This window comes from Enterobacter sp. WCHEn090032 (genome assembly GCF_003986875.1).
GTDB classification, from domain to species: domain Bacteria; phylum Pseudomonadota; class Gammaproteobacteria; order Enterobacterales; family Enterobacteriaceae; genus Enterobacter; species Enterobacter sichuanensis.
Genome location: NZ_RXRN01000010.1, coordinates 24115 through 46962, shown reverse-complemented (window position 1 = coordinate 46962; position 22848 = coordinate 24115). Strand labels below are relative to the sequence as shown.

The following is a 22848-nucleotide window of genomic DNA, read 5'->3' as shown; positions in this document are numbered from 1 at the left end:
AAACCAATCACCACCTTGAAGTGAAGAAACTGTGAGTAACCGGGTGATAATTGGTAAAAGTCATCTTGCTATAACCCGGCTAGCAGTGGAATAATGAAGCCGTTTTCCGCGTTAAATCCGGGTTTTGTAAGGATCTCGACGGAATGACCAATTTTGTCTGACCGATCATCCACGCAGCAATGGCGTAAGACGTATTGATCTTTCAGGCAGTTAGCGGGCTGCGGGTTGCAGTACTTCCCGGTATAAGGATTGTTCTCTGGAGAGTTCTACCCAGGCAATTCCCCTGATAATTGCGCTGTGTTTCCGTATGAAACACAGGCAACCGACACTCTGCGCCTCTTAAGCGAGCGACAACCGTGAGGTTGGCGACGTGAATAGACACGAGGCCATCGGTTCATACCCCGGAAAGCGTCACCTTGCCCGCAGCTTTGTCGTCAATGTAAGAATAACGAGTAAGTTACGATGAAAAGAATGTTAATCAACGCAACTCAGCAAGAAGAGTTGCGTGTCGCCCTTGTGGATGGGCAGCGCCTGTACGATCTGGATATCGAAAGTCCTGGACACGAACAGAAAAAAGCGAACATTTACAAAGGTAAAATCACCCGCATTGAACCAAGCCTTGAAGCTGCATTTGTCGATTACGGTGCTGAGCGTCATGGTTTCCTCCCTCTGAAAGAAATCGCCCGCGAATATTTCCCTGCAAACTACAACGCCCATGGCCGCCCAAACATCAAAGATGTTCTGCGTGAAGGTCAGGAAGTTATCGTTCAGATTGATAAAGAAGAGCGTGGCAACAAAGGTGCCGCACTGACCACCTTTATCAGTCTGGCAGGGAGCTATCTGGTTCTGATGCCTAACAACCCGCGTGCGGGTGGCATCTCTCGCCGTATCGAAGGTGATGACCGTACCGAGCTGAAAGAAGCGCTGGCAAGCCTGGAACTGCCTGATGGCATGGGGCTTATCGTGCGTACCGCAGGCGTAGGTAAATCTGCCGAAGCGCTGCAGTGGGACCTGAGCTTCCGTCTGAAGCACTGGGAAGCTATCCAGAAAGCAGCGGAAAGCCGCCCTGCTCCGTTCCTGATCCACCAGGAAAGCAACGTCATCGTGCGTGCCTTCCGCGATTACCTGCGTCAGGATATCGGTGAGATTCTGATCGATAACCCGAAAGTCCTTGAACTGGCTCGCCAGCACATCGCCGCACTGGGCCGTCCGGATTTCACCAGCAAAATCAAACTGTACACCGGTGAAATCCCGCTGTTCAGCCACTATCAGATCGAATCCCAGATTGAGTCCGCCTTCCAGCGTGAAGTGCGTCTGCCATCCGGCGGTTCTATCGTTATCGATACCACTGAAGCGCTGACCGCTATCGACATTAACTCCGCGCGTGCGACGCGTGGTGGCGACATCGAAGAGACAGCCTTCAACACTAACCTTGAAGCCGCTGATGAAATCGCCCGCCAGCTCCGCCTGCGCGACCTGGGTGGTCTGATTGTCATCGACTTCATCGACATGACCCCTGTTCGCCACCAGCGCGCGGTAGAAAACCGTCTGCGCGAAGCGGTTCGTCAGGATCGTGCGCGTATCCAGATTAGCCATATTTCTCGCTTCGGCCTGCTGGAGATGTCCCGTCAGCGCCTGAGCCCGTCGCTGGGTGAGTCCAGCCATCACGTTTGTCCGCGCTGCTCCGGCACCGGTACCGTGCGTGATAACGAATCTCTGTCCCTCTCTATCCTGCGTCTGATTGAAGAAGAAGCGCTGAAAGAGAATACCAAAGAGGTTCACGCCATTGTTCCTGTGCCAATCGCCTCCTACCTGCTGAACGAAAAACGTGCCGCGGTCAGTGCCATTGAAGCGCGTCAGGGTGGCGTCCGCTGCATCATCGTGCCAAACGATCAGATGGAAACCCCGCACTATCATGTGCTGCGCGTCCGTAAAGGCGAAGAGACAACGACCCTCAGCTACCTGCTGCCGAAGCTGCATGAAGAAGAGATGGCTCTGCCTTCTGATGAAGAGCCGGCCGAACGCAAACTGCCAGAGCAGCCTGCGTTAGCCACCTTTATCATGCCTGAAGCTCCGCCAGAAACGGCGCTGGAAAAACCGGCAGCGAAAGCCGCAACGCAGAAACCAGAAGCCGCAGCGGCGAAAGCCCAGCCTGCGCAGCCTGGCCTGCTGAGCCGCTTCTTCGGCGCGCTGAAGAAAATGTTTGCCGGCGAGGAAGTTCAGCCAGAGCAGCCCAAAGAAGAGCCGAAAGCCGCTAAACCTGAGCGTCAGCAGGACCGCCGCAAGCGTCAGAACAACCGCCGCGATCGCAATGACCGCAGCGACCGTAACGACCGTAACGACCGTAGCGAACGTCGTGACAACCGCGCTGAGAATAACGAAGGCCGTGAGCAACGCGAAGACAACCGTCGTAACCGTCGCGAGAAACAACAGCAGAACGTTGACGATCGTGAAATTCGCCAGCAGGCGGGCGACGAGTCTGAGAAGAGCAAACAGCGTGACGACCAACAGCCACGCCGTGAACGTAACCGTCGTCGTAACGACGAGAAGCGTCAGGCGCAGCAGGAAGTCAAAAACCTGAACCGCGAAGAGCCTGTTGAACAGCAGGACGGCGAGCAGGAAGAACGCACTCAGGTAATGCCGCGTCGTAAGCAGCGCCAGCTTACCCAGAAGGTGCGTTTCGCTTCCGAAGCCACCGAAGCGCCAGCAATCGCTGCGGAAACAAACGAGAGCGCAGCCGGTACGCAGCTGGCAAAAGTTGACCTGCCAGCGGTCGTGGACAACAACGTAGAGCAGGATGAAAACGGTGAAAACCGTGATAACGCCGGCATGCCACGTCGTTCGCGTCGTTCCCCACGTCATCTGCGCGTCAGCGGTCAGCGCCGTCGTCGCTATCGTGACGAACGTTACCCGACCCAGTCGCCAATGCCGCTGACCATTGCCTGCGCATCGCCAGAAATGGCCTCCGGTAAGGTCTGGATCCGCTACCCGGTTGCTCGTCCGGAGCAGGTTGTTGAAGAACAGCCGGTAGCCGAAGAGGTGATTGCACCTGTCGCTGTCGCTGAAGAAGTGGTGGCTGAAGCCGCTACCGTGGTGGAACCGCAGGCTGTTGCAGCTGAAGCTCCGCAGGCGGTAGAAGTGGAAACCACGCATCCTGAAGTGATTGCCGCGCCGGTTGATGCCGCACCACAGCTGATTGCTGAAGAAGACACCGCCGTGGCTGAAAGCGTTGTGGAAGAAGCACAGCCTGCCGCCGCGGTTGAAGAAGCCGCAGAGGTTGTGGTCGAAACCGTCACTGAAGAAGTGGTTCAGGACGTAGAGATTGCCGTGGAACCTGTTCGTGAAGCCGAAGAAGCGAAAGCACCTGAGGTGAAACCAGAGCCGGTTGTTTCTGCGCCAGCCGCTGCCCACGTGGCGACAGCACCGATGACGCGCGCGCCAGCGCCGGAATACGTGCCTGAAGCCCCGCGTCACAGTGACTGGGTACGCCCGGCGTTCAACTTCGACGGTAAAGGCGCTGCAGGTGGCCACAGTGCAACGCACCAGGCGACCGCCCCGGCAACGCGTCCACAGTCTGTCGAATAACGACGCTGAACGTAAAAAGCCGACCTCCGGGTCGGCTTTTTTTATGGCTGCTGTACGGGCTTTCTCATCCCGGTGACCTCCGGCATGACCTGCCGCATCAGCTCCAGAAAGCGCCGCAAGCGCGCTGGATAATAACGGGACCAGGGGTATACCAGATGCACCGGTAATGCCGCCGGCTGCCACTCTGGCAGTAAATGCACCAGCCGCCCCTCCCGAATATCATCCTGTACCGTCCAGCTGGATACGACCGCGACGCCAAGCCCGGTGAGGGCCGTATTGCGCGCGACATACAGACTGTCAGTGCTGAGGCGGGGTGTAATCGCCACTCGCGCGGTGGCGGGTGATGCCTCGTGAAAAAGCTCCACATGACGCTGGTAGAACGAGCTGATGGCTATCCAGGGGAGCTGTTGCAAATCCTCCGGGGTGTTAACCGTCGGGAAACGGGCCAGCAGTGCCGGAGAAGCCACCACCGAGCGCGGCACTTCAGCCAGCAGCACGGAGACGGTCGCCGGATCGACTTCCACGCCCACCCGAATCGCACAGTCAAGGTTGTCGCCGAGAAAATCAGCTGACCGATCGTTAAGCATCCACTCGATAGAAAGCTGCGGATAACGTTGCAAAAATTCGGTTACCGGTTTCAGAAGCTGATCCTGCCCAAAGGCGTGCGGTGCCCGCACCCGCAGCACGCCTACCGGTTCATCTTCCGACTGCCCCACCTCATCTTCCAGCGCCAGCCAGCTGTCAATCACCCGACGGGCGTGTTGATAGCAGCGTTCACCGTCATCCGTCAGCCGCGTCGTGTGGGTGGTGCGCAGCAGCAGGCGCACGCCCAGCATTGTCTCAAGCGACTGTAACCGTCGGCTCACCGTGGCCTGGGTTGTTGCCAGCTGCCGTGCCGCCGCAGAGAGTGAACCCGCCTCAACAATGCGGACAAACGTCCGCATCAACTCCACCCTGTCTATACGCTCAATTCTTTTCATCGCCTTTTCGCTTATACGCTCAACGTATAAGCGTTTTACCACCGGGCTGGCTACCCACGCAACGCCTGCTGATAAAAAATAGCTTCACACGACGAATGAGGAACAACCTATGAACACAACTACAACGCCCCATGCTGCAAGCCGCTGGGTGATTTTCATGCTGGCTCTCGGGGCTGGCTTCAGCGTGGCATCGATCTACTACGCCCAGCCCCTTCTGCCGCTGATGGGTGCCGATCTTCATCTCACGATTGAAGGTATGGGGCTGGTTCCCACATTGACGCAGGCTGGCTACGCGCTAGGTATCCTGTTCCTGCTTCCGCTTGGCGATCGTCATGACCGCCGGACGTTAATCCTGATCAAAAGCGCGGCACTGGCCCTGTTTCTCCTCGGCTGTAGCCTGACCGGACAGCTCCACTCTCTGCTGGTAGCAAGCCTGCTTATCGGTATGGCCGCCACCATGGCACAGGATATTGTCCCCGCCGCGGCGATCCTCGCCCCGGAAGGCAAACAGGGTAAAACAGTAGGAACGGTAATGACCGGGCTGCTGCTGGGTATCTTATTATCAAGGACCGTGAGCGGCGTGGTGGGCGAAGCGTTCGGCTGGCGCGTCATGTACCAGCTGGCGGCTGCGAGCATTGCGTTCATCGGGGTAATGATGTGGTTTGTACTTCCCCGTTTTGCCATTCACTCCACGCTGAGCTACCCCGCGCTGATGCGTTCAATGGAGCACCTGTGGCGTCGCTATCCGGCGCTGCGCCGCGCCGCGCTGGCTCAGGGTTTTCTGTCGATTGCCTTTAGCGCCTTCTGGTCTACGCTGGCTGTCATGCTGCTGGAACGTTATCACCTGGGCAGTGCCGTCGCGGGCGGTTTTGGTATTGCCGGTGCCGCCGGTGCGTTAGCGGCCCCGCTGGCAGGGGGTCTGGCGGACAAGCTGGGCGCAGGAAAAGTCACGCAGCTTGGTGCTGTTCTGGTGACGGTCTCCTTCGCCCTGATGTTCCTGATGCCCGTACTGGGTGTTCATGGGCAGTTGATGCTTATCGCCCTCTCTGCCGTCGGTTTCGATCTGGGTCTGCAGTCCAGTCTGGTCGCCCACCAGAACCTGGTCTACAGCCTTGAACCGCAGGCACGCGGTCGTCTTAATGCGCTGCTCTTCACGATGGTGTTTATCGGAATGGCGTTGGGTTCGGCGTTAGGCAGTAACATTTATTCGCTGGCTGGCTGGACGGGGGTAGTCGCTCTGGCGACCATCTGCGGCATCATTGCGCTGGTAATTCGCCTGATGGAAAGCGCACGTATCGCCTCCGCTGCGGCAGAAGCAGCATAAAAAAAATGCCCAATCCAGACGGATTGGGCAGTAAAACATGCCCAGTTTCAAGACATGTTTCAAGAGGTCAAGATGTTATTTGTTCAGCTGGAACAGAGACATGCCCTGCATATCGCTAAACGCTTTATACGATGCCTGCAGGGCTGCCTGCTGCATGGTGTAGGAGGAGATCGCTTCGTTCCAGTCAACGTCAACCAGATCACTCATCTGCTTTGTCTGACCCAGCGCGCGGTCATCACCCAGCGTATCGAGTTTTTCCAGCTCGTTCATCTTGGTACCCACATCCGCCACGACCGTCAGGATGTTGTTCTGGGCGTTTTTAATGCCGATCTGCGTGTTGACAATCACCTGGCTTTGCGCCGCGGCGGCTGCCGGATCGTTCTCAATCGGTGTCTTCAGCGATGCAATAGCAGAATCAAGGATTTTGAACATGTTTGTTTCGCCATACCCACCGCCCGGCAGCTCTTCAGCATTGCTGGTGATGCTGTTAAAAATCTGCTGTCCGGTATGGCTGATGGCCATCGTTCGCGCCGTATCAACCTGCTGGGTAATCGCCTCAGTGCCACCGTTGTAATCGCCGGTTGCCGCATCAAACGGCGCGCTCTCGGTTTTGTATCCCGCGAAGATAAAGCGACCGTTACCATCCGTCGTGTTGGCCAGGTTCATAAGCTGATCGCGGATCCCCTGAATATCGGTCGCCAGAGAAAGACGATCGTCATCGCTTAACGTCCCGTTCGACGCGTAAACCAGCTTCTCGCGCACGCTGGAGATCGCGGTGTTCACCTGCGTTAATACGCTATCTTCCAGCGACACCTTTTGTGTTGCAAAGGTACGCGCTAAGGCAAACTGGCTGTTCTGGGATTGAGACTGAGACAAAACGATAGCCTGCGACGCCGCGATGGGATCGTCCGACGGACGATTAACACGCTTTCCGGTGGACATCTGCTCACCGTAGCTCAGCCATCTGCTCTGGGAATCGGTGATCCCACGCATGTTCTGCTCGTACATCATCTGGGTGCTAATACGCATTTTTCACCTCAACCTTAACGAATGTTGATAATTGCATCAAAGAGCGTACTGGCAGTCTGTAACACCTGCGCATTGGCCAGGTAATACTGCTGATAACGCTGCAAATTGCCATACTCTTCGTCGAGGTTTACCCCAGAGATGGTCTGCTGCTGCTTGATTAACTGAGTTTCCACATTGGCTTTCGTCTGGCTGCTCACCTTCAGTGACGCCGTCGTGCTCCCTACGGTACTGACGAGAGAGGCATACGCATCGTTGAAGGTTTTGTTGCCACCGACCACTTTGCCGTTTTGCAGATCAAGCATTTTTTGGCCATTACGGTTGTCGCTCTCACCGCCATTCTGCACCGCAGCCATGGCCAGTTTGGACTCGTCGCTGATGGCCAGATCCATGTTCATAATGACGTTGGCAACAGGCTTCACGGTAAAGCTGTCTTTGGTGTTTGCCGTGCCGCTCACATTGACCTTAAGTCCATCAAACGCCAGATTACCGCTGGCGTCCGGGCTCATCGTAAAGCTGGTTTTGTCTGATGTACGGGTGACCGTCCAGTCAGTGCCATTAAACTGCAGGGTATAATCAGTCGCCTGGACTTGTTTACTGTCCGTCACAGACGCCGTGACAACGGCGGAACCGCCGTTTTTGCTGTTGGACAGCACCGCCGGAGAACCGAAGTCGAACAGCTTGCCGCCAGCATCACCGTTAGCATCAAAACCCGCTTCATGCTGGGTGTTCATCGCATCGGCAAAGGCCAGCGCCATCTGGTTCAGACTGTTACGGGCTTTATCCAGATCTTCCGCGCGGAAGGTCAGCAAACCGCCTAAAGAGCCGTTGGTGATAAACTTTTCCGGGATCTCAATATTCCCGGCCACGTCATCGACATAGGCGATGGTGGTACGCGCCGGATCGGCGCTGGACTTCACGGCCGCCAGCTGGCTCGCTTTGCTCCCCTGCACCAGGGTGTACCCGTTGCCGAGAGAGATATTAAACGTACCACTATCCTGTACCGAGACTTCCACGCCCACGATTTTGTTGAGCTCAGTCACGAGCTGGTCGCGCTGGTCAAGCAGGTCGTTAGGGGACGCGCCCGCGCCTACGCCAGTGAGACGAGAAATCTGATCGTTCAGATTGGCAATCTGTGCCGCGTAGTTATTGATCTGTGAAACACTGCTCGAGATGGCGGTATTTACCTGCGCATCCTGGTCGCGAAGATACTGATCGTTGGTTTTGAACTGATTCACCAGACCACCCGCTTTACCCAGCACCGTCTGACGTGCCGCCGGGTCTTCCGCGTTGCTCACCAGCGTTTGCAGGCTCTTGAAGAAGTCCTGCAACGTGGTGGAGAGCGAGTTGGTCGTATCGGAGAGCACATCGTCGATTTTTGACATCTGCTGATAGCGCGTCGTCAGACCGCTGCTTTGCGTCTGTGCGGCGCGCAGCTGGTTGGTAATGAAAGCGTCATACTCACGCTGGACACCGGAGACATAAACCCCGTTACCCACCCAGCCACCGCCGGTCAGCGTGCTGTTAGATGCGCCCAGCACCGTGGTCTGGCGGGTATAGCCAGCCACGTTATAGCTTGAAATATTATTACTGACGGTATTGAGTGCCGCCTGTGCAGCACTGAGGCCACTCATGGCGCTGTTAATCAAACTGGACATGGGGGTTCCTTTTATACGTTCAGACACAAGTCCTGATGAAGGTTATCGGCAACCTCCACCGGGACTTGAGAACTTTCAGAACAGATTTTCAATATCTGTGCTATAGGCTTTGCTGACCTTCTCGCCCATGGATTTCAGCTGCTGGATCATGCTGGTGAGCTTACGGGCATAGTTCGGATCGGTCGCGTAGCCAGCGTTTTGCAAGGCCTGCGCCCCCTGCTCCGCCGTCGCCGCCTGCGTCACAGCGGTATAGCGCGGATTTCGGCTCAGCAGCCCCACGTAATCGGACAAGGCTTCCAGATACGAGCTGTAGACGCGGAATTTTGCTTTGACCTTCACCGCGGCGCCGTTCTCGTATTCGGTAGTCGTGATCTCCGTTGTCGGCCCCTTCCAGCTGGCGGTGGCTTTGACACCAAAGATGTTGAAGCTTGGGTCGCCGTTTTCCTTGCGGATCTGGCGCTGCCCCCAGCCCGACTCCAGCGCGGCCTGAGCCAGAATCAGGTGATGCGGCACGCCGCTCTGTTCACTGGCAAGACGCGCAGGCAGCGAAAGCTGCGCCAGGAAGTCTTTGCTGTCACCGGAGAGCGGCTCATCATTACTGCTCGTGGCTTTGGGTATGGCCTTGCGCACCATTTGCGTCAGGGCCTGGTTCTGATAGCTGGTCACCGTTTGCAGGTCGAACTTCATCGGCACCTGCTGCGGCTGCTGCTCAGGCTGAATGCCCTGCGCGGCTTCGGTCTGTTTCACAATCATGTCAGCCAGACCGAGGCCTTTACCGGCGGTCATCTGCTGCGCAATCTGCTGGTCATACATGCTGGTGTACAGACGCGTTGAATCACTGCTGAACATCCCGTCTTTCGGCAGGGTTTCACGCATGCTTTTCAGCATCATCTGGACAAACATCCCTTCCACCTGGCGGGCGACCGGGCGGATATTCGCCGCCGGGTCTTTCCCTGCTTTGGTTTTCAGTTCGTTAAGCGACTGGGCATCCCAGGCGGCACTGGTCAACAGTTTGCTATCGGTCAGCATCAGATGATTTCCAGTTTGGCGCGCAGACAGCCCGCGCTTTGCATGGATTGCAGGATGGACATCAGATCCATCGGCGTTGCCCCCAGGGCGTTCAGGGCGCGGACCACGCTGTTCAGGTTGGCGCTGGAGCGAACGCTCTGCAGCGATCCACCGCTCTGACGCATATCAATCTGCGTTTGCGGTGTTACCACCGTCTGACCACCGCCAAATGGCGTATCAGGCTGGCTGACGTTTGCCGAGCGGTTGACCGTCACAGAGAGGTTACCCTGGGCAACGGCGCAACTGTCCAGCGACACTTCCCGGTTCATCACCACCGAGCCCGTACGGGAGTTGATGATCACCTTCGCATCCTGTACCGGAACGTTGACTTCCATATTCTGGATATCGGCCAGCATGCGCACCTGGTTGCTGTTGCCCGTAGAGGTACGGATCTGCACGGTACGCGCATCGAGAGCCGTTGCATTGCCGTAACCGCGGTTGCGGTTAATGGTATCGGCAATTTGCTGTGCCATCGTGAAGTCTTCATTATTAAGCTGCAGGTTGATGGTGTTGCCCGAGCCGAACTGGGTAGGCAATTCACGCTCAATGATCGCACCGTTGGTGATACGCCCACCGTTCAGCTGGTTCACCTGCACGCTGCTTCCCCCTGCAGATGCCCCTGCACCGCCGACGAGAATATTGCCCTGCGCGAGCGCATAGACCTGGCTGTCAACACCCTTCAGCGGGGTCATCAGCAGCGTACCGCCGCGCAGGCTTTTGGCGTTACCCATGGAGGAGACGACCACGTCAATGGTCTGCCCCTGACGCGCAAACGCCGGGTAGGAGGCGGTAACCATTACCGCAGCCACGTTTTTCAGCTGCATGTTGGTTCCCGCCGGCACGGTAATGCCGAGCTGGGAAAGCATGTTGTTCAGGCTTTGGGTGGTGAATGGCGTCTGGGTTGTCTGGTCACCGGTACCATCCAGACCGACCACCAGGCCATAGCCAATCAGCGAGTTTTCGCGCACGCCCTGGACACTGGTGAGATCGCGAATACGGTCAGCCTGGGCAAACGTAGCCACCAGCGCCAGCGCCACGGCGAAGATCGATTTAAACATGGGTCACCTCGCTTACATTGGCGATAAGTTAAGGAAGAAGCGCTGCAGCCAACCCATATTTTGCGCTTCATTGATATAGCCGTTACCGACGTATTCAATACGCGCATCGGCCACCTGGGTGGACGGAACGGTGTTGCTGCCGCTGATCGTGCGAGGGTTAACCACGCCTGAGAAACGAATGAATTCAGTGCCCTGGTTAATGGCGATCTGTTTTTCACCCACAACGTGTAAGTTGCCGTTAACCAGCACCTGGTCAACCGTGACCGTCAGCGTGCCGCTGAAGGTGTTGCTGGCGTTCGCGCCACCTTTACCGTTAAAGGTATTGCCGCCAGAGGCATCGACATCTGCTCGCGCGTTGCCGAACAGTCCCTGCAGGTAGCGCGGGACAGTATCGAAGCCAAAATTCGTTTTGCCATCGCGGCTGGCATTCGCCGACGAGCTCTTGCTCGCGCTGACGTTTTCCTGCAGCACAATGGTCAGGGTATCGCCGACGTTACGCGGGCGGCGATCTTCAAACAGCGGCTGATAACCGTAATTAATCGGCTGCGCGGTCTGGAAAATAGAGACGTTGACAACTGGCGCGGGGCCAGGAACGGGTTGGGCAGTCGTCGCACCCTGGACCAATGGTTTAGACGGGATCCAGGCACATCCGCTAAGGGAGACGGCCAGAACAGTCAGAATCGGATAACGAAACGCCGCGTTTTTTTGCATTGCCTTCATCTTCGAAAACAGGGAGCCGGTGCGGCGTTTACCGCACCGGGCTACACCTTAGAGTTGCGTCAGTTTCTGCAGCATCTGGTCGGTCGTCGACACTGCTTTACTGTTAATTTCATACGCGCGCTGGACCTGGATCATATTCACCAGCTCTTCCGCCACGTTCACGTTGGACGTTTCTACATAGCCCTGGTAGAGCAGGCCCGCGCCGTTCAGACCCGGGGTGCTCTCATTCGGCGTACCGGAGGATTGCGTTTCGGTGTAGAGGTTCTCACCAATGCTTTCCAGGCCGGTATCATTCATGAAGGTGGTCAGGTTGAGTTGTCCCACCTGAACAGGCGCGGCCTGTCCCTGCTGGGTCACGCTGACCACGCCGTCACGGCCGATGGTGATGCTCAGGGCGTTTGCCGGGATGGTAATCGCAGGCTGAACCTGGAAACCGCCCGCCGTGACCAGCTGACCGTTCTGATCGACCTGGAACGAGCCGTCGCGTGTATAGGCAGAGGTCCCGTCAGGCAGCTGTACCTGGAAGAAGCCCTGGCCTTTGATCGCCACATCTTTACTGTTGTTGGTCTGAGACAGGTTGCCCTGGCTGTGCAGACGCTCGGTGGCCACTGGACGAACACCGGTACCGATCTGCAGACCCGATGGCAGCGTCGTCTGTTCAGAAGACTGCGCACCCGGCTGGCGGATGGTTTGATAAAGCAAATCTTCGAAAACGGCGCGCTGACGCTTGAAACCATTGGTGCTCACGTTTGCCAGGTTGTTGGCAATCACGTCCATATTGGTTTGCTGGGCGTCGAGGCCAGTTTTCGCGATCCATAAAGAACTGATCATAAGGAGTCCTGTTAACTCATAGCCAGAAGTTGGTTAGCCTTGCCCGCGTTTTCATCCACGCTGCTGATGATTTTCATCTGCATTTCAAAACGACGGGCGCTGGCGATCATGTCGGTCATGGCCTCAACCGGCTTGACGTTACTGCCTTCCAGAACGCCGGACATCACGCGGATGCTCGGGTCGGCCTGTAACGTGGCACCACGCGTCGCCTGCGCCGCCTGGGTCAGACGGAACATGCCGTCGTCGCCACGCTGCACCTCTTTGCCTTCCGCTTTAACCAGTTTCAGACGTCCGACAGGTGCAACGGTATTGGCCGGATCGCCCGGGTTCAGCGCCGAAATGGTGCCGTCCGCGGCGATGGTCAGCTCAGAACCTTCCGGCACGGTCAGCGGACCCGCTTCCCCCATCACCGGATGCCCCTGAATCGTTAACTGCCCCGTCGCGCTCACCTGGATATTCCCGTTACGGGTATAGCCTTCGCCGCCGTCCGCCGTTTGCACCGCCAGCCAGCCGTCCTGCTGCAGGGCAACGTCCAGCGGACGCGAGGTGTAGTCCATCTGCCCTGGCGTCATATCGGCGCCAGGAGTAGAGGCCGTGACCAGCGTACGGGTCGGCAGAGACAATCCTTCCACCGGCACCGCGCGCAGCGCATTGAGCTGCGCGCGAAAGCCCGGCGTAGAGGCGTTTGCCAGGTTGCTGGCGGTAACAGCCTGCTGATTGAGCGTCTGACTTGCCGCGCCCATCGCGGTATATATTGCGTGATCCATTGCGCTTTCCTGTTAGCCGCTTAACGCAGGTTAACCAGCGTGTTGAGGATCTGATCCTGGGTTTTGATGGTCTGCGCGTTCGACTGATAGTTACGCTGCGCGACAATCATGTTCACCAGTTCTTTACTCATATCCACGTTGGATGCTTCCAGCGCGCCGTTGGTCAGCTTGCCGAAGTTACCGGTGCCTGCCGTACCCAGCAGCGCCACGCCGGAGGACTGGGTAGCCGACCAGACGTTATCGCCTTCAGATTTCAGACCTTCGTTGTTGGCGAAGTTAGCCAGCACGATCTGACCCAGAACCTGAGTCTGTTCGTTGGAGTAGTTACCGACCACGGTGCCATCGTCGTTGATCTGATAGCTCACCAGGTCACCCGGCTTGTAGCCGTTCTGATTGGTTGCCACCACGCTGTTGGCGCCGGTGTTCTGCTGCATGGAGTTCTGGAAACTCAGGGAGAAGCTCGCCGCCGTCGCCCCGCCGACAGAGCCGGTGGTGATGTTAATGGCCGGCGTGGTGTTTGGCGTTGCGCTCAGTACACCCGCAGCGTTGTAGTTGTAAACGCCCGCCAGGTTACCGTTGGCATCGAAGTTCATCTGCGCCGCTTTCGTCGCGGTAGAACCCGCTACGCTGCCGTCCTGCGTGTAAAGATCCCATTTATTGTTGGCTGTCTTCACGTAGTAGACATACATGTTATGGGCGTTACCCTGGCTGTCGAAGACGGTCACGGTCCCTTTTTTGTTATAGGTATCCGGGTTGGTCGCATCGAACGGGGCAGTTTGCACAGGATCGGTGGAGTTGAGGTTGATCTGCTGTGAGGCGGTGGTGGTGGCTTTCGCCGACATCAGCGTATTCGGAATGGTGATAGCCTGAGGGTTCGCACCTGTCTGAATCGTCGGTGGGGTACCCGCTGCCGGGTAGCCTGTCACCTGCATGCCCTGCATGTTGACCAGCGTACGGTTTTCGTCCAGCTTGAACTGACCGTTACGGCTGTAGAACACCGAACCGTTGGAATCAACCATACGGAAGAAACCGTTTTGGCTGATAGCAACGTCCAGACCACGACCGGTGTTGGTGGTAGTACCGTCGGTAAAGTCCTGAGTGATGCCCGCCACTTTAACGCCCAGGCCTACTTTAGAACCGGCAAACATATCTGCAAAGGAAGCAGAACCGGATTTAAAACCATAGGTCGCGGAGTTGGCGATGTTGTTGCCAATGACATCCAGGTTGGTGGCCGCAGCATTCAGGCCGCTGACCGCTTGAGAAAAGGCCATGACTTACTCCTGATAAGTGTTAAGGCTTAGATAATCTGCCGAACTTCGTCGAGTGTGGTGGTACCAGAGGTACCCAAATCCAGTTTGTTGCCGTCGCTTCCCTTAATCACGCCCTGGACCAGCGCGAACTGCAGCGGCTGCGCCACCAGCTGGGTTGTCCCTTTGCTGGCGCTGATTGCCACTTTGTAGGAACCGTTTGGCGCTTTGGTGCCGTCGGTGAGGGTGCCATCCCAGGTAAAGGTGTGAACGCCCGCCTTCAGTTCACCAATGTCGATGGTGCGAACCACGGCACCGGTTGCGTCGGTGATCGTCGCGGTCACCTTGTCAGCCGGCTGCTGCAGCTCAACGCCAAACGGCGTGGTCGTCGTTGTGGCGTTGCCATCGGTGGTGCTGGTGCCCGCCAGGATCGTGGTTCCCGGGATCATCACCCCATGACCAATCAGGCTTGCCGCCTGCAGAGACTGGGCGCTGTTAATCTGTCCGGAGACGGAACCAAGGGTGGTGTTGAGTTTCTCAATGCCGCTCACGGTACTGATCTGCGCAAGCTGCGTGGTCAGTTCGTTGTTCTGCATTGGGTTAGTGGGATCCTGGTTCTTCAGCTGAGCCACCAGCAGCGTCAGAAAGCTGCCCTGAAGATCGGCGGCGTTACTCCCCGTCAGGGAGTTAGAACCTGTCGAACTTTTGGTGTTACTGACACCCGAGTTCGTAGGATCATTCACATTTACGGCGATGGACATGCATGTCTCCTTTACTGGCCGAGAGTGAGTGTTTTGAGCATCATGCTCTTCACGGTATTAAGCACTTCGACGTTGGCCTGGTAGCTACGGGAAGCTGACATGGAGTTCACCATCTCACCCACCACATCCACGTTGGGCATTTTCACGTATCCGTTGGCATCCGCGAGCGGGTTACCTGGCTCATATACCAGCCTGTCCGGGGCCTGGCTCTCGACCACATCAGCAACCTTCACGCCGCCCGTCGCCGCGCCTGGCGCAGCATCGACCTGAAAGACAACCTGTTTGGCACGATAAGGCTGTCCGTCAGGTCCGGTTACGCTGTCCGCATTCGCCAGGTTACTGGCGGCCACGTTCAGACGTTTGGACTGAGCGGTTAATGCCGAACCGGCGATATCAAAAATATTCAGCAACGCCATCTATCAGTTACCCCCCTGCAGGACGTTCATCATGCCTTTGATTTGTCCGCCGAGTACGGTCAGGCCCGTCTGGTATTTCAGGCTGTTATCGGCAAACTGCGTGCGCTCCCGGTCCATATCCACGGTGTTACCGTCGAGTGAAGGCTGATCGGGGATGCGATAAAGTAAATCGGTCGTTGGCGCGGTCATCGCCTGAGCAGGAATATGGCGAGAGGAAGTCATGGCGAGTGCAACACCCGTTCCTTCGGCACGTCCACGCTCCATCACCTTTTTGAGTTCACTGGAAAAATCAATATCGCGCGCCTGATACCCTGGGGTATCGGCGTTAGCGATGTTGGCGGCTAAAATCTCCTGCCGCTGGGCGCGTAAATTGAGCGCTTCCTGCTGAAAACGTAACGCGGCGTCGAGTTTATCGAGCATGTCTCCTCCGCTGATGGCAAAATTTCAGTTCACAGCTTAAATCTCACCCGGTCTCCCCTATCGACGGAATAAGCGCAAAATGCGTCGCTATTTATTCCGTTGATGCAAAACCACTGCAGGTAGAATTTGTTCAACTCTGGAAACGGTGGAACTGACGATGCAAACGTTAAAACGTGGTCTGGTGGCGACTCTCTTGCTCTTAAGCCCCCTGGTGCAAGCTGACGGTCTGCAGGATCGGCTCACGGCTTTTTTTGCGGAAAAACTGGCAGGCTTTAGTGATGACGTCACCGTCAGCGTGCGCACGCCACCGAATCTGTACCCGACGTGTGACCAGCCGTCATTCAGCGTGGTGGGGTTCACAAAGCTGTGGGGAAATGTGAACGTACTGGCACGTTGCGCCAACGAAAAACGCTATTTACAGGTTGCAGTTCAGGCGACGGGCAATTATGTTGTTGCCGCCGTGCCCATTGCGCGCGGCAGCGTACTGCAAACAAACAGCGTGACGCTGAAACGTGGCCGTCTGGATCAACTGCCGCCACGAACCATGCTGGATATTAACCAGGCACAGGACGCCGTCAGCCTGCGCGACGTCGCCCCGGGTCAGCCGATACAGATCTCGATGCTGCGTCAGGCATGGCGGGTCAAAGCCGGTCAACAGGTCATGGTCGTGGCCAACGGAGATGGCTTTCGTATCAACAGCGAAGGCAAAGCGTTGAACAATGCCGCGGTAGCGCAAAACGCCCGCGTCAGAATGTCCTCAGGCCAGGTGGTTAGCGGAACCGTCGATTCTGATGGGAATATTCTGATTAACCTATAATCTTTTTAAAGATTTCGCTGCGCGTGCCGATAAATATTCAACTAATGATGATGTCAGGCGCAAACGCCGCGAACCCTCGATGAGGACAACACTATGAGCATTGATCGTACATCAGCCCTGAAGCCGGTAAGCGCTGTACAACCTCGCGAAACGAATGACGCGTCCCCTCAGAAAACGCGTCTGGAAAAACCGTCGACCTCCAACAGCACCAGCGTAACCCTGAGCGATGCACAGGCAAAACTGATGCAGCCAGGCAGCAACGACATCAATATGGAACGTGTTGAAGCGCTGAAAACGGCTATTCGTAACGGTGAACTGAAAATGGATACCAGCAAAATCGCTGATGCCCTGATTCAGGAAGCACAGAGTTTCTTACAGAGTAACTAACCGTATGAGTCGACTGTCAGAAATACTGGATCAAATGACGGTTGTCCTGAACGACCTGAAAACGGTAATGGACGCTGAGCAACAGCATCTCTCTTCCGGTCACATCAACGGCAGCGCGTTGCAGCGTATTACTGAAGATAAAAGTTCGCTTCTGGCGACGCTGGATTATCTGGAGCAACAACGCCGCGCTGAGCAAGATCCTAAGCGCAGCGCCAATGACGATATTGTTGAGCGCTGGCAGACCATTACAGAAAAAACCCAGCATCTGCGCGATCTTAATCAGCATAACGGCTGGCTGCTGGAAGGTCAGATTGAGCGTAACCAGCAGGCGCTTGAGGTGCTGAAACCGCATAAAGAGACCGGATTGTACGGTGCGGATGGCCAGACGGCGACGGCGCGTATTGCGGGTGTTAAAAAGATTTCGATTTGAAGCATAAGCGACAAATCATGCAATGGGGAGCACCCTAAGGTGAACTCCCCTTTTGGCGTTTATGCCGTACGGCGGGCAAACTCTTTCACTTTGAAACCCAACACGGCGAGCGTGGCAAAGTAAGCCACCACCCCAACGCCAACCACGGCCATCAGCCGCATCAGACGGTAAGGCATGGTGCCCAGGGACCACTCCGGCATGATGGACATCATGCCCAGTAACGCAGCAGACATCACCAGTACCGCAACGATCAGACGCACAAGGAAACTCGCCCAGCCCGGCTGCGGCGTGAAAATATCCTGCTTGCGCAGCTGCCAGTACAACAACCCGGCATTCAGACAGGCTGCCAGACCAATCGATAATGACAGACCTGCATGCTTCAGGGGACCAATAAACGCCAGGTTCATCAGCTGCGTCATGATCAGCGTCACGATGGCAATTTTCACCGGCGTTTTGATGTCCTGACGCGAATAGAAGCCCGGCGCCAGTACCTTGACGACGATAAGCCCCATCAATCCGACCGAATAGGCAATCAGTGCCCGCTGGGTCATGGCGGCGTCAAACGCGCTGAATTTCCCGTACTGGAAGAGCGACACCGTGAGCGGTTTGGCCAGAATACCCAGCGCCACTGCGCTTGGCAGGGCCAGCAGGAAACAGAGACGTAACCCCCAGTCCATCAGGCGGCAGTATTCATCATGATTACCGCTGGCAAAACTCTTCGACAGCGACGGCAGAAGAATTGTCCCCAGCGCCACGCCCAGCACTCCGGACGGAAACTCCATCAGCCGGTCCGCGTAGTACATCCAGGAAACCGAGCCGGAGACCAGGAAAGAGGCAAAAATGGTGTTGATGATAAGCGAGATCTGGCTGACGGAGACGCCAAGAATGGCGGGCCCCATCTGCTTAATGACGCGCATCGCCCCGGCATCTTTAAGATTGATGCGCGGCAGCACCAGCATGCCAATTTTTTTCAGATGCGGCAGCTGATACGCCAGCTGCAGCACGCCACCCACGGTAACCGCCCACGCCAGCGCCAGCACCGGCGGGTTGAAATGCGGCGCGGCGAACAGGGCAAAACCGATCATGCTGACGTTTAGAAACGTCGGCGCAAACGCCGGAACGGAGAAGCGGTTCCAGGTGTTCAGGATCGCCCCCACCAGCGAGGCCAGCGAGATCAATAAAATATAGGGGAAGGTAATACGCAGAAGCTGCGTGGTCAGGGCAAATTTATCGGCCGTGTCGGCAAAACCGGGCGCGGTCACCATTATTACCCAGGGCGCGGCCAGCATCCCGAGCACGGTCACCACGGCGAGGGCCAGCGTCAGCAGTCCGGAGACATACGACACAAATACGCGCGTCGCGTCTTCACCCTGTTTGCTTTTATATTCCGCCAGGATGGGAACGAACGCCTGGGAAAATGCGCCTTCAGCAAAAATACGACGCAGCAGGTTCGGCAATTTAAACGCGACGAAAAAGGCGTCCGTTGCCATCCCTGCACCAAAGACCCTTGCTACAATCGCATCACGTGCAAAACCGAGTACGCGTGAGAACATGGTCATCGAGCTGACGGCTGCCAGCGATTTTAATAAGTTCATTAACGTGAATTTCCAGAACCATACGGATGTGTAGGCCAGGTAAGCGTAAGCGCCACCCGGCAAAGCCAACAAGCGGCGCTTAGTCTAACCGGATTTCAACGAATTACTATCCGCAGATGTTACCGCGAGTTATTCACTCATGGCTTCGCGCCACAGCCGTTCCACAATGCGCTGCGCCATAATGGCCTGTTCGCCGGCGGTTTCAGGAACCGTCTGATTTTGCACGCAGGTGATAAAGTGGCGGGCACAACCGGCGAAACCGCGCTGTTCAAGGGTACTCTGCCAGCCCGGTACCGGCTGCATCACCACGCCGCGGCCCTTCTCTTCCCGCCATTCACGCATGTCGGTAACGTCGTACAGTGCGCCGTCGGTGACGGCCTGAACGCTCTCGCGCTGGCTGCCCGCACGACGGTGCATGCTGGTCGTTATCTGTAGATGCTCAATCGCGAAATGATGCTCGGCATAGACCATCTCACCCTGTTCATTCGTCAGGAGCGTCCCACTTTGCAGTTGCGCCTGGCTACCGGCGAGCCACAGCGCCGTGTCCACCACGTGCAGATAGTCATCCAGCAGCGTAAAGCGCAAATCGTTTGGCCCAATGCTGTCGGTGCGGTGTTTATCCATGCGCAGCGAAGCGAAGCTGCCGGACTGCGCCTTTAATTGCTGGTAAAGCGGGGCGAAACGGCGGTTGAAACCGACCATCAGCGTCAGGTTTTTACGCGCTGCCAGCTCAATCAGCCGTTCGGCGTCCTGCACATTTTCAGCGAGCGGTTTATCCACGCAGACATGGACGCCTGCATTAAGGAGCTCACTCACGACCTGATAATGGGTTGCCGTTGAGGTGTGAACAAAGACCGCATCGCACTCGCGGGCCAGATCCAAAAGAGAGTTTGCATACGGCATGCGCCAGGTTTCGCAGATACGTTCTGCCTTTTCCCGGCTGGGTGACCACGCCCCTTGCAGAGTCCAGTCCGTCCCCGCGCCTAATACCGGAAGCCAGGCCTTTTGCGCGATACCGCCCAACCCCACCACGCCTATACGTAATTTTTTCACCGTTAATCTCCCAGATGTGCCAGTAGTGCATCCAGACGCTGTTTCAGTCCTGCGACCTCGTCTTCCAGCGCCGCCACGCGGGCCACCAAATCGTCGTCACCCACAGTGATATCGGGGGTAATCGATTTATCTGAAATATCAATTTCACCACTGAAGAGGTGCATATAGCGGCTTTCACGTTTACCCGGCTCGCGTGCCAGACGCACCACGTAAGGGCCATCTTCACGTGAGGCCAGCCCTTCCAGGACCTGTTCAACTTCCTGCATATCCGCGAACTCATGCATACGGGAGGCACGCGTGCGCAGTTCACCCGGCGTTTGCGCCCCGCGCAGCAGCAGCGTGGTGATGACCGCCACTTCCGCACTGCTCAGCTTCAGGTCGCCAAATTCAGAGTTACAAAAGCGCTGTTCGTATTTGGTCACGCGATTACCAAAACCGCTGACGGTGCGCAGATAATGGCGTTTTACCAGCGCATCCAGCACGTCCTGAACCTCATGCTCGCTGAGGTTCATGACCGGCTCGCGGTTCGTCTTCTGGTTGCAAGCCATGGTTACGGCGTTGACGGAGAGCGGATACTGCTCCGGGGTGGTGACCTGTTTTTCGAGCAAGCACCCAATCACGCGCGCTTCTGTAGCGTTTAGCTGATACTTCATCTTTTCTCCTTAACGACCTGCAGTCCAGTCCCGGGTGGTTAATGCCGTCAGAACGTGGTCGCGCCACTCTCCGTCTATCAACAGATAGTCTTTGGCATAGCCTTCTTTCTCGAACCCTAACCGCGCCAGCAAATTCCCGCTGCGCTGATTATGCGGCATGTAGTTCGCCATAATGCGATGGATATGTTGCGTGCGTTGCATATAGCGGATAGCCACCGTCAGCGCCTCGTACATCAGCCCCTGCCCCTGCCATTTCTGGCCAATGGAGTAGCCAAGGTAACAGGCGTGGAACGATCCCCGCACCACGTTTGAAAAATTGGCGATCCCGATAATCTCTTTCTCTTCAGGATCCAGCAGGGCGAAATAAAACGCGCTGCCCTGCTTGTGAAATTCGGTGATCATGCTGAGGCGCGCCTGCCAGCCGGAAGGGTAACAATGACTCTCATCCCGAACGGGTTCCCAGGGTTTTAAAAACTGGCGATTCTCGGCGTAATAATCCGCCAGACGCCAGGCATCACGCTCATGCACCAGACGAACGACCAGCCTGTCCGTTGTCAGACGCACTTTTGGCACATTACTGCGATAGCCAAACATCGATACCACTCCTTCCCGTCACTTCTGCTTACCCATTAGCTTTACTATACCTGCGCCGCTGCCGTCTGTGAAAACAGTGACATACCATTTTGCCTCCTTTTCCTCTTTTTCGATGAGAACTCTCTATCAAAGCGCGCTTTTGATAAAAAAATATTGTCACGCCCAGGGGTGGGCAAAAACGCAGCGACACCGCAGAATGTTAGCGTGCTCACCATCTTATTTTCCCTGGAGGGAAAATGTCCCGCGTATCACAGGCCAGGAGCCTGGGTAAATATTTCCTGCTGGTCGATAACATGCTCGTCGTGCTCGGCTTTTTTGTCGTATTCCCCCTCATCTCGATTCGCTTCGTCGATCAAATGGGCTGGGCAGCGCTGATGGTCGGCATCGCGCTGGGGTTACGCCAGTTTGTGCAGCAAGGTCTCGGCGTATTTGGCGGTGCCATCGCTGACCGTTTTGGCGCTAAACCAATGATCGTGACAGGCATGCTGCTCCGCGCGGCAGGCTTTGCCACGATGGCCATCGCCCACGAGCCCTGGCTGCTCTGGTTCTCCTGCTTCCTCTCCGGTATCGGGGGGACCCTGTTCGATCCGCCGCGCACCGCGTTGGTGGTGAAGCTCATTCGTCCGCAGCACCGCGGTCGTTTTTTCTCAATTCTGATGATGCAGGACAGTGCCGGAGCGGTTGTCGGCGCACTGCTGGGAAGCTGGCTTCTGCAGTATGACTTCCGTCTGGTCTGCGCGGCGGGTGCGGTGCTCTTTGTTCTGTGCGCGCTGTTTAATGGCCTGTTCCTGCCAGCGTGGAAGCTGTCGACGGTCAAAGCGCCGGTCCGGGAAGGGCTGGGGCGCGTCCTGCATGACAAACGCTTTGTCACCTATGTGTTGACCCTGACGGGGTATTACATGCTTGCCGTGCAGGTGATGCTGATGCTGCCGATCATGGTGAACGACATTGCGGGCACCCCTGCTGCCGTTAAATGGATGTACGCCATTGAAGCCGCGCTTTCTCTGACGCTGCTCTATCCCATTGCCCGCTGGAGCGAACGGCGTTTTCGTCTGGAACATCGCCTGATGGCCGGGCTTTTCCTGATGACGCTGAGCATGATGCCTATTGGCCTGGTGAACTCGCTTCAGCAGTTGTTTACGCTGATTTGCACGTTCTATATCGGCTCCATCATCGCCGAACCTGCCCGTGAAACGCTGAGCGCCTCGCTCGCGGATGCGCGCGCACGCGGCAGCTATATGGGGTTCAGCCGCCTGGGACTGGCCCTTGGCGGCGCGTTGGGATACACCGGCGGCGGCTGGCTGTTTGATGCCGGCAAAGCGTTACAGCAACCTGAACTTCCCTGGATGATGCTCGGCGTGGTGGGCTTTATGACGCTCCTTGCCCTGTGGTGGCAGTTCAGCCAGAAACGCAGCGCGAGCGGCATGCTCGAACCCGGCGCGTAGCCTTTCCCTCGGG

22 protein-coding genes are annotated in these 22848 nt (G+C 56.7%); 6 read left to right on the top strand and 16 right to left on the bottom strand.

The genetic code is table 11. The features are described 5' to 3' along the window. The first annotated feature begins 462 nt into the window (after positions 1-462). Positions 463-3585, top strand: a complete 3123-nt coding sequence (gene rne / locus EKN83_RS10525) for a ribonuclease E (protein ID WP_126800888.1) — start codon at positions 463-465, stop codon at positions 3583-3585. Positions 3586-3626: 41 nt separating this feature from the next. Here rne and EKN83_RS10520 read toward each other — a convergent pair whose 3' ends face one another. Continuing rightward, positions 3627-4565, bottom strand: a complete 939-nt coding sequence (locus tag EKN83_RS10520; RefSeq protein WP_185857669.1) for a LysR family transcriptional regulator — start codon at positions 4563-4565, stop codon at positions 3627-3629. A 109-nt stretch (positions 4566-4674) separates the two neighbouring features. On the opposite strand from EKN83_RS10520, the gene EKN83_RS10515 reads away from it, so the two are divergent. Beyond that, positions 4675-5889 carry an MFS transporter gene (locus EKN83_RS10515; RefSeq protein WP_095451718.1) on the top strand — a complete coding sequence of 405 codons (1215 nt, stop codon included), beginning with the start codon at positions 4675-4677 and terminating at the stop codon, positions 5887-5889. A gap of 75 nt (positions 5890-5964) precedes the next feature. On the opposite strand, the gene flgL is transcribed toward EKN83_RS10515, so the two are convergent. The 11 genes from flgL to flgB form a co-directional block, all read right to left on the bottom strand. Then, a complete protein-coding gene (flgL, locus tag EKN83_RS10510; RefSeq protein ID WP_126800886.1) occupies positions 5965-6918 on the bottom strand; it encodes a flagellar hook-associated protein FlgL in 954 nt (317 codons plus the stop codon). Positions 6919-6932: 14 nt separating this feature from the next. Beyond that, complete coding sequence (flgK, locus tag EKN83_RS10505) at positions 6933-8573, bottom strand: flagellar hook-associated protein FlgK (protein ID WP_025755823.1); 1641 nt, start codon at positions 8571-8573, stop codon at positions 6933-6935. Positions 8574-8648: 75 nt separating this feature from the next. After that, the gene (flgJ, locus tag EKN83_RS10500) at positions 8649-9602 is read right to left on the bottom strand and encodes a flagellar assembly peptidoglycan hydrolase FlgJ (RefSeq protein ID WP_025755824.1); all 954 of its coding nucleotides are present in this window, start codon (positions 9600-9602) and stop codon (positions 8649-8651) included. Continuing rightward, positions 9602-10699 carry a flagellar basal body P-ring protein FlgI gene (locus EKN83_RS10495; protein WP_025755825.1) on the bottom strand — a complete coding sequence of 366 codons (1098 nt, stop codon included), beginning with the start codon at positions 10697-10699 and terminating at the stop codon, positions 9602-9604. Before EKN83_RS10495 ends, flgJ begins: the two co-directional genes overlap by 1 nt. A gap of 12 nt (positions 10700-10711) precedes the next feature. Next, positions 10712-11410 carry a flagellar basal body L-ring protein FlgH gene (flgH, locus tag EKN83_RS10490; protein ID WP_126800885.1) on the bottom strand — a complete coding sequence of 233 codons (699 nt, stop codon included), beginning with the start codon at positions 11408-11410 and terminating at the stop codon, positions 10712-10714. A 57-nt stretch (positions 11411-11467) separates the two neighbouring features. After that, on the bottom strand, positions 11468-12250 hold the full coding sequence (gene flgG, locus EKN83_RS10485) for a flagellar basal-body rod protein FlgG (RefSeq protein ID WP_008500810.1): 783 nt from the start codon (positions 12248-12250) through the stop codon (positions 11468-11470). 11 nt (positions 12251-12261) lie between these two features. Further along, entirely contained in the window at positions 12262-13017 is a 756-nt protein-coding gene (locus EKN83_RS10480) for a flagellar basal body rod protein FlgF (RefSeq protein WP_025755827.1), read from the bottom strand. Positions 13018-13037: 20 nt separating this feature from the next. Beyond that, a complete protein-coding gene (gene flgE / locus EKN83_RS10475; protein ID WP_025755828.1) occupies positions 13038-14288 on the bottom strand; it encodes a flagellar hook protein FlgE in 1251 nt (416 codons plus the stop codon). A gap of 26 nt (positions 14289-14314) precedes the next feature. After that, positions 14315-15025 (bottom strand): flagellar hook assembly protein FlgD, encoded by a 711-nt coding sequence (gene flgD / locus EKN83_RS10470; protein WP_025755829.1) that lies wholly within the window; start codon positions 15023-15025, stop codon positions 14315-14317. A gap of 11 nt (positions 15026-15036) precedes the next feature. After that, positions 15037-15441, bottom strand: a complete 405-nt coding sequence (gene flgC, locus EKN83_RS10465; RefSeq protein ID WP_025755830.1) for a flagellar basal body rod protein FlgC — start codon at positions 15439-15441, stop codon at positions 15037-15039. 3 nt (positions 15442-15444) lie between these two features. Continuing rightward, on the bottom strand, positions 15445-15861 hold the full coding sequence (gene flgB, locus EKN83_RS10460; RefSeq protein ID WP_025755831.1) for a flagellar basal body rod protein FlgB: 417 nt from the start codon (positions 15859-15861) through the stop codon (positions 15445-15447). 157 nt (positions 15862-16018) lie between these two features. Here flgB and flgA point away from each other — a divergent pair, with 157 nt between their 5' ends. From flgA to flgN, 3 genes are all read left to right on the top strand, one after another. After that, positions 16019-16678 carry a flagellar basal body P-ring formation chaperone FlgA gene (gene flgA / locus EKN83_RS10455; protein ID WP_059385705.1) on the top strand — a complete coding sequence of 220 codons (660 nt, stop codon included), beginning with the start codon at positions 16019-16021 and terminating at the stop codon, positions 16676-16678. Positions 16679-16771: 93 nt separating this feature from the next. After that, a complete protein-coding gene (gene flgM / locus EKN83_RS10450; RefSeq protein WP_045285005.1) occupies positions 16772-17065 on the top strand; it encodes a flagellar biosynthesis anti-sigma factor FlgM in 294 nt (97 codons plus the stop codon). A gap of 4 nt (positions 17066-17069) precedes the next feature. After that, positions 17070-17495: a flagella biosynthesis chaperone FlgN gene (gene flgN / locus EKN83_RS10445; protein ID WP_025755834.1), complete on the top strand. Its 426-nt coding sequence runs from the start codon at positions 17070-17072 to the stop codon at positions 17493-17495. Between the two features lie 59 nt (positions 17496-17554). On the opposite strand, the gene murJ is transcribed toward flgN, so the two are convergent. From murJ to rimJ, 4 genes are all read right to left on the bottom strand, one after another. After that, positions 17555-19090, bottom strand: coding sequence for a murein biosynthesis integral membrane protein MurJ (gene murJ / locus EKN83_RS10440; RefSeq protein WP_025755835.1), 1536 nt, complete (start codon positions 19088-19090; stop codon positions 17555-17557). A gap of 129 nt (positions 19091-19219) precedes the next feature. Beyond that, positions 19220-20143: a Gfo/Idh/MocA family protein gene (locus EKN83_RS10435; protein ID WP_126800884.1), complete on the bottom strand. Its 924-nt coding sequence runs from the start codon at positions 20141-20143 to the stop codon at positions 19220-19222. Between the two features lie 2 nt (positions 20144-20145). After that, positions 20146-20796: a YceH family protein gene (locus EKN83_RS10430; RefSeq protein WP_047958264.1), complete on the bottom strand. Its 651-nt coding sequence runs from the start codon at positions 20794-20796 to the stop codon at positions 20146-20148. 9 nt (positions 20797-20805) lie between these two features. Further along, on the bottom strand, positions 20806-21390 hold the full coding sequence (gene rimJ / locus EKN83_RS10425; RefSeq protein ID WP_008500822.1) for a ribosomal protein S5-alanine N-acetyltransferase: 585 nt from the start codon (positions 21388-21390) through the stop codon (positions 20806-20808). Between the two features lie 236 nt (positions 21391-21626). On the opposite strand from rimJ, the gene mdtH reads away from it, so the two are divergent. Then, the gene (mdtH, locus tag EKN83_RS10420) at positions 21627-22835 is read left to right on the top strand and encodes a multidrug efflux MFS transporter MdtH (RefSeq protein WP_025755838.1); all 1209 of its coding nucleotides are present in this window, start codon (positions 21627-21629) and stop codon (positions 22833-22835) included. Positions 22836-22848 lie beyond the last annotated feature (13 nt).

Excerpts from the sequence above, each read along its gene's own strand:
- rne (WP_126800888.1), top strand. The coding sequence starts at position 463 with ATGAAAAGAATGTTAATCAACGCAACTCAGCAAGAAGAGTTGCGTGTC.
- EKN83_RS10430 (WP_047958264.1), bottom strand. The coding sequence starts at position 20,796 with ATGAAGTATCAGCTAAACGCTACAGAAGCGCGCGTGATTGGGTGCTTG.
- flgH (WP_126800885.1), bottom strand. The coding sequence starts at position 11,410 with ATGCAAAAAAACGCGGCGTTTCGTTATCCGATTCTGACTGTTCTGGCC.
- flgC (WP_025755830.1), bottom strand. The coding sequence starts at position 15,441 with ATGGCGTTGCTGAATATTTTTGATATCGCCGGTTCGGCATTAACCGCT.
- flgN (WP_025755834.1), top strand. The coding sequence starts at position 17,070 with ATGAGTCGACTGTCAGAAATACTGGATCAAATGACGGTTGTCCTGAAC.
- murJ (WP_025755835.1), bottom strand. The coding sequence starts at position 19,090 with ATGAACTTATTAAAATCGCTGGCAGCCGTCAGCTCGATGACCATGTTC.
- flgJ (WP_025755824.1), bottom strand. The coding sequence starts at position 9,602 with ATGCTGACCGATAGCAAACTGTTGACCAGTGCCGCCTGGGATGCCCAG.
- flgA (WP_059385705.1), top strand. The coding sequence starts at position 16,019 with ATGCAAACGTTAAAACGTGGTCTGGTGGCGACTCTCTTGCTCTTAAGC.
- EKN83_RS10495 (WP_025755825.1), bottom strand. The coding sequence starts at position 10,699 with ATGTTTAAATCGATCTTCGCCGTGGCGCTGGCGCTGGTGGCTACGTTT.
- rimJ (WP_008500822.1), bottom strand. The coding sequence starts at position 21,390 with ATGTTTGGCTATCGCAGTAATGTGCCAAAAGTGCGTCTGACAACGGAC.
- mdtH (WP_025755838.1), top strand. The coding sequence starts at position 21,627 with ATGTCCCGCGTATCACAGGCCAGGAGCCTGGGTAAATATTTCCTGCTG.
- flgE (WP_025755828.1), bottom strand. The coding sequence starts at position 14,288 with ATGGCCTTTTCTCAAGCGGTCAGCGGCCTGAATGCTGCGGCCACCAAC.
- EKN83_RS10480 (WP_025755827.1), bottom strand. The coding sequence starts at position 13,017 with ATGGATCACGCAATATATACCGCGATGGGCGCGGCAAGTCAGACGCTC.
- flgK (WP_025755823.1), bottom strand. The coding sequence starts at position 8,573 with ATGTCCAGTTTGATTAACAGCGCCATGAGTGGCCTCAGTGCTGCACAG.
- flgB (WP_025755831.1), bottom strand. The coding sequence starts at position 15,861 with ATGCTCGATAAACTCGACGCCGCGTTACGTTTTCAGCAGGAAGCGCTC.
- EKN83_RS10520 (WP_185857669.1), bottom strand. The coding sequence starts at position 4,565 with ATGAAAAGAATTGAGCGTATAGACAGGGTGGAGTTGATGCGGACGTTT.
- flgG (WP_008500810.1), bottom strand. The coding sequence starts at position 12,250 with ATGATCAGTTCTTTATGGATCGCGAAAACTGGCCTCGACGCCCAGCAA.
- flgL (WP_126800886.1), bottom strand. The coding sequence starts at position 6,918 with ATGCGTATTAGCACCCAGATGATGTACGAGCAGAACATGCGTGGGATC.
- flgM (WP_045285005.1), top strand. The coding sequence starts at position 16,772 with ATGAGCATTGATCGTACATCAGCCCTGAAGCCGGTAAGCGCTGTACAA.
- flgD (WP_025755829.1), bottom strand. The coding sequence starts at position 15,025 with ATGTCCATCGCCGTAAATGTGAATGATCCTACGAACTCGGGTGTCAGT.
- EKN83_RS10515 (WP_095451718.1), top strand. The coding sequence starts at position 4,675 with ATGAACACAACTACAACGCCCCATGCTGCAAGCCGCTGGGTGATTTTC.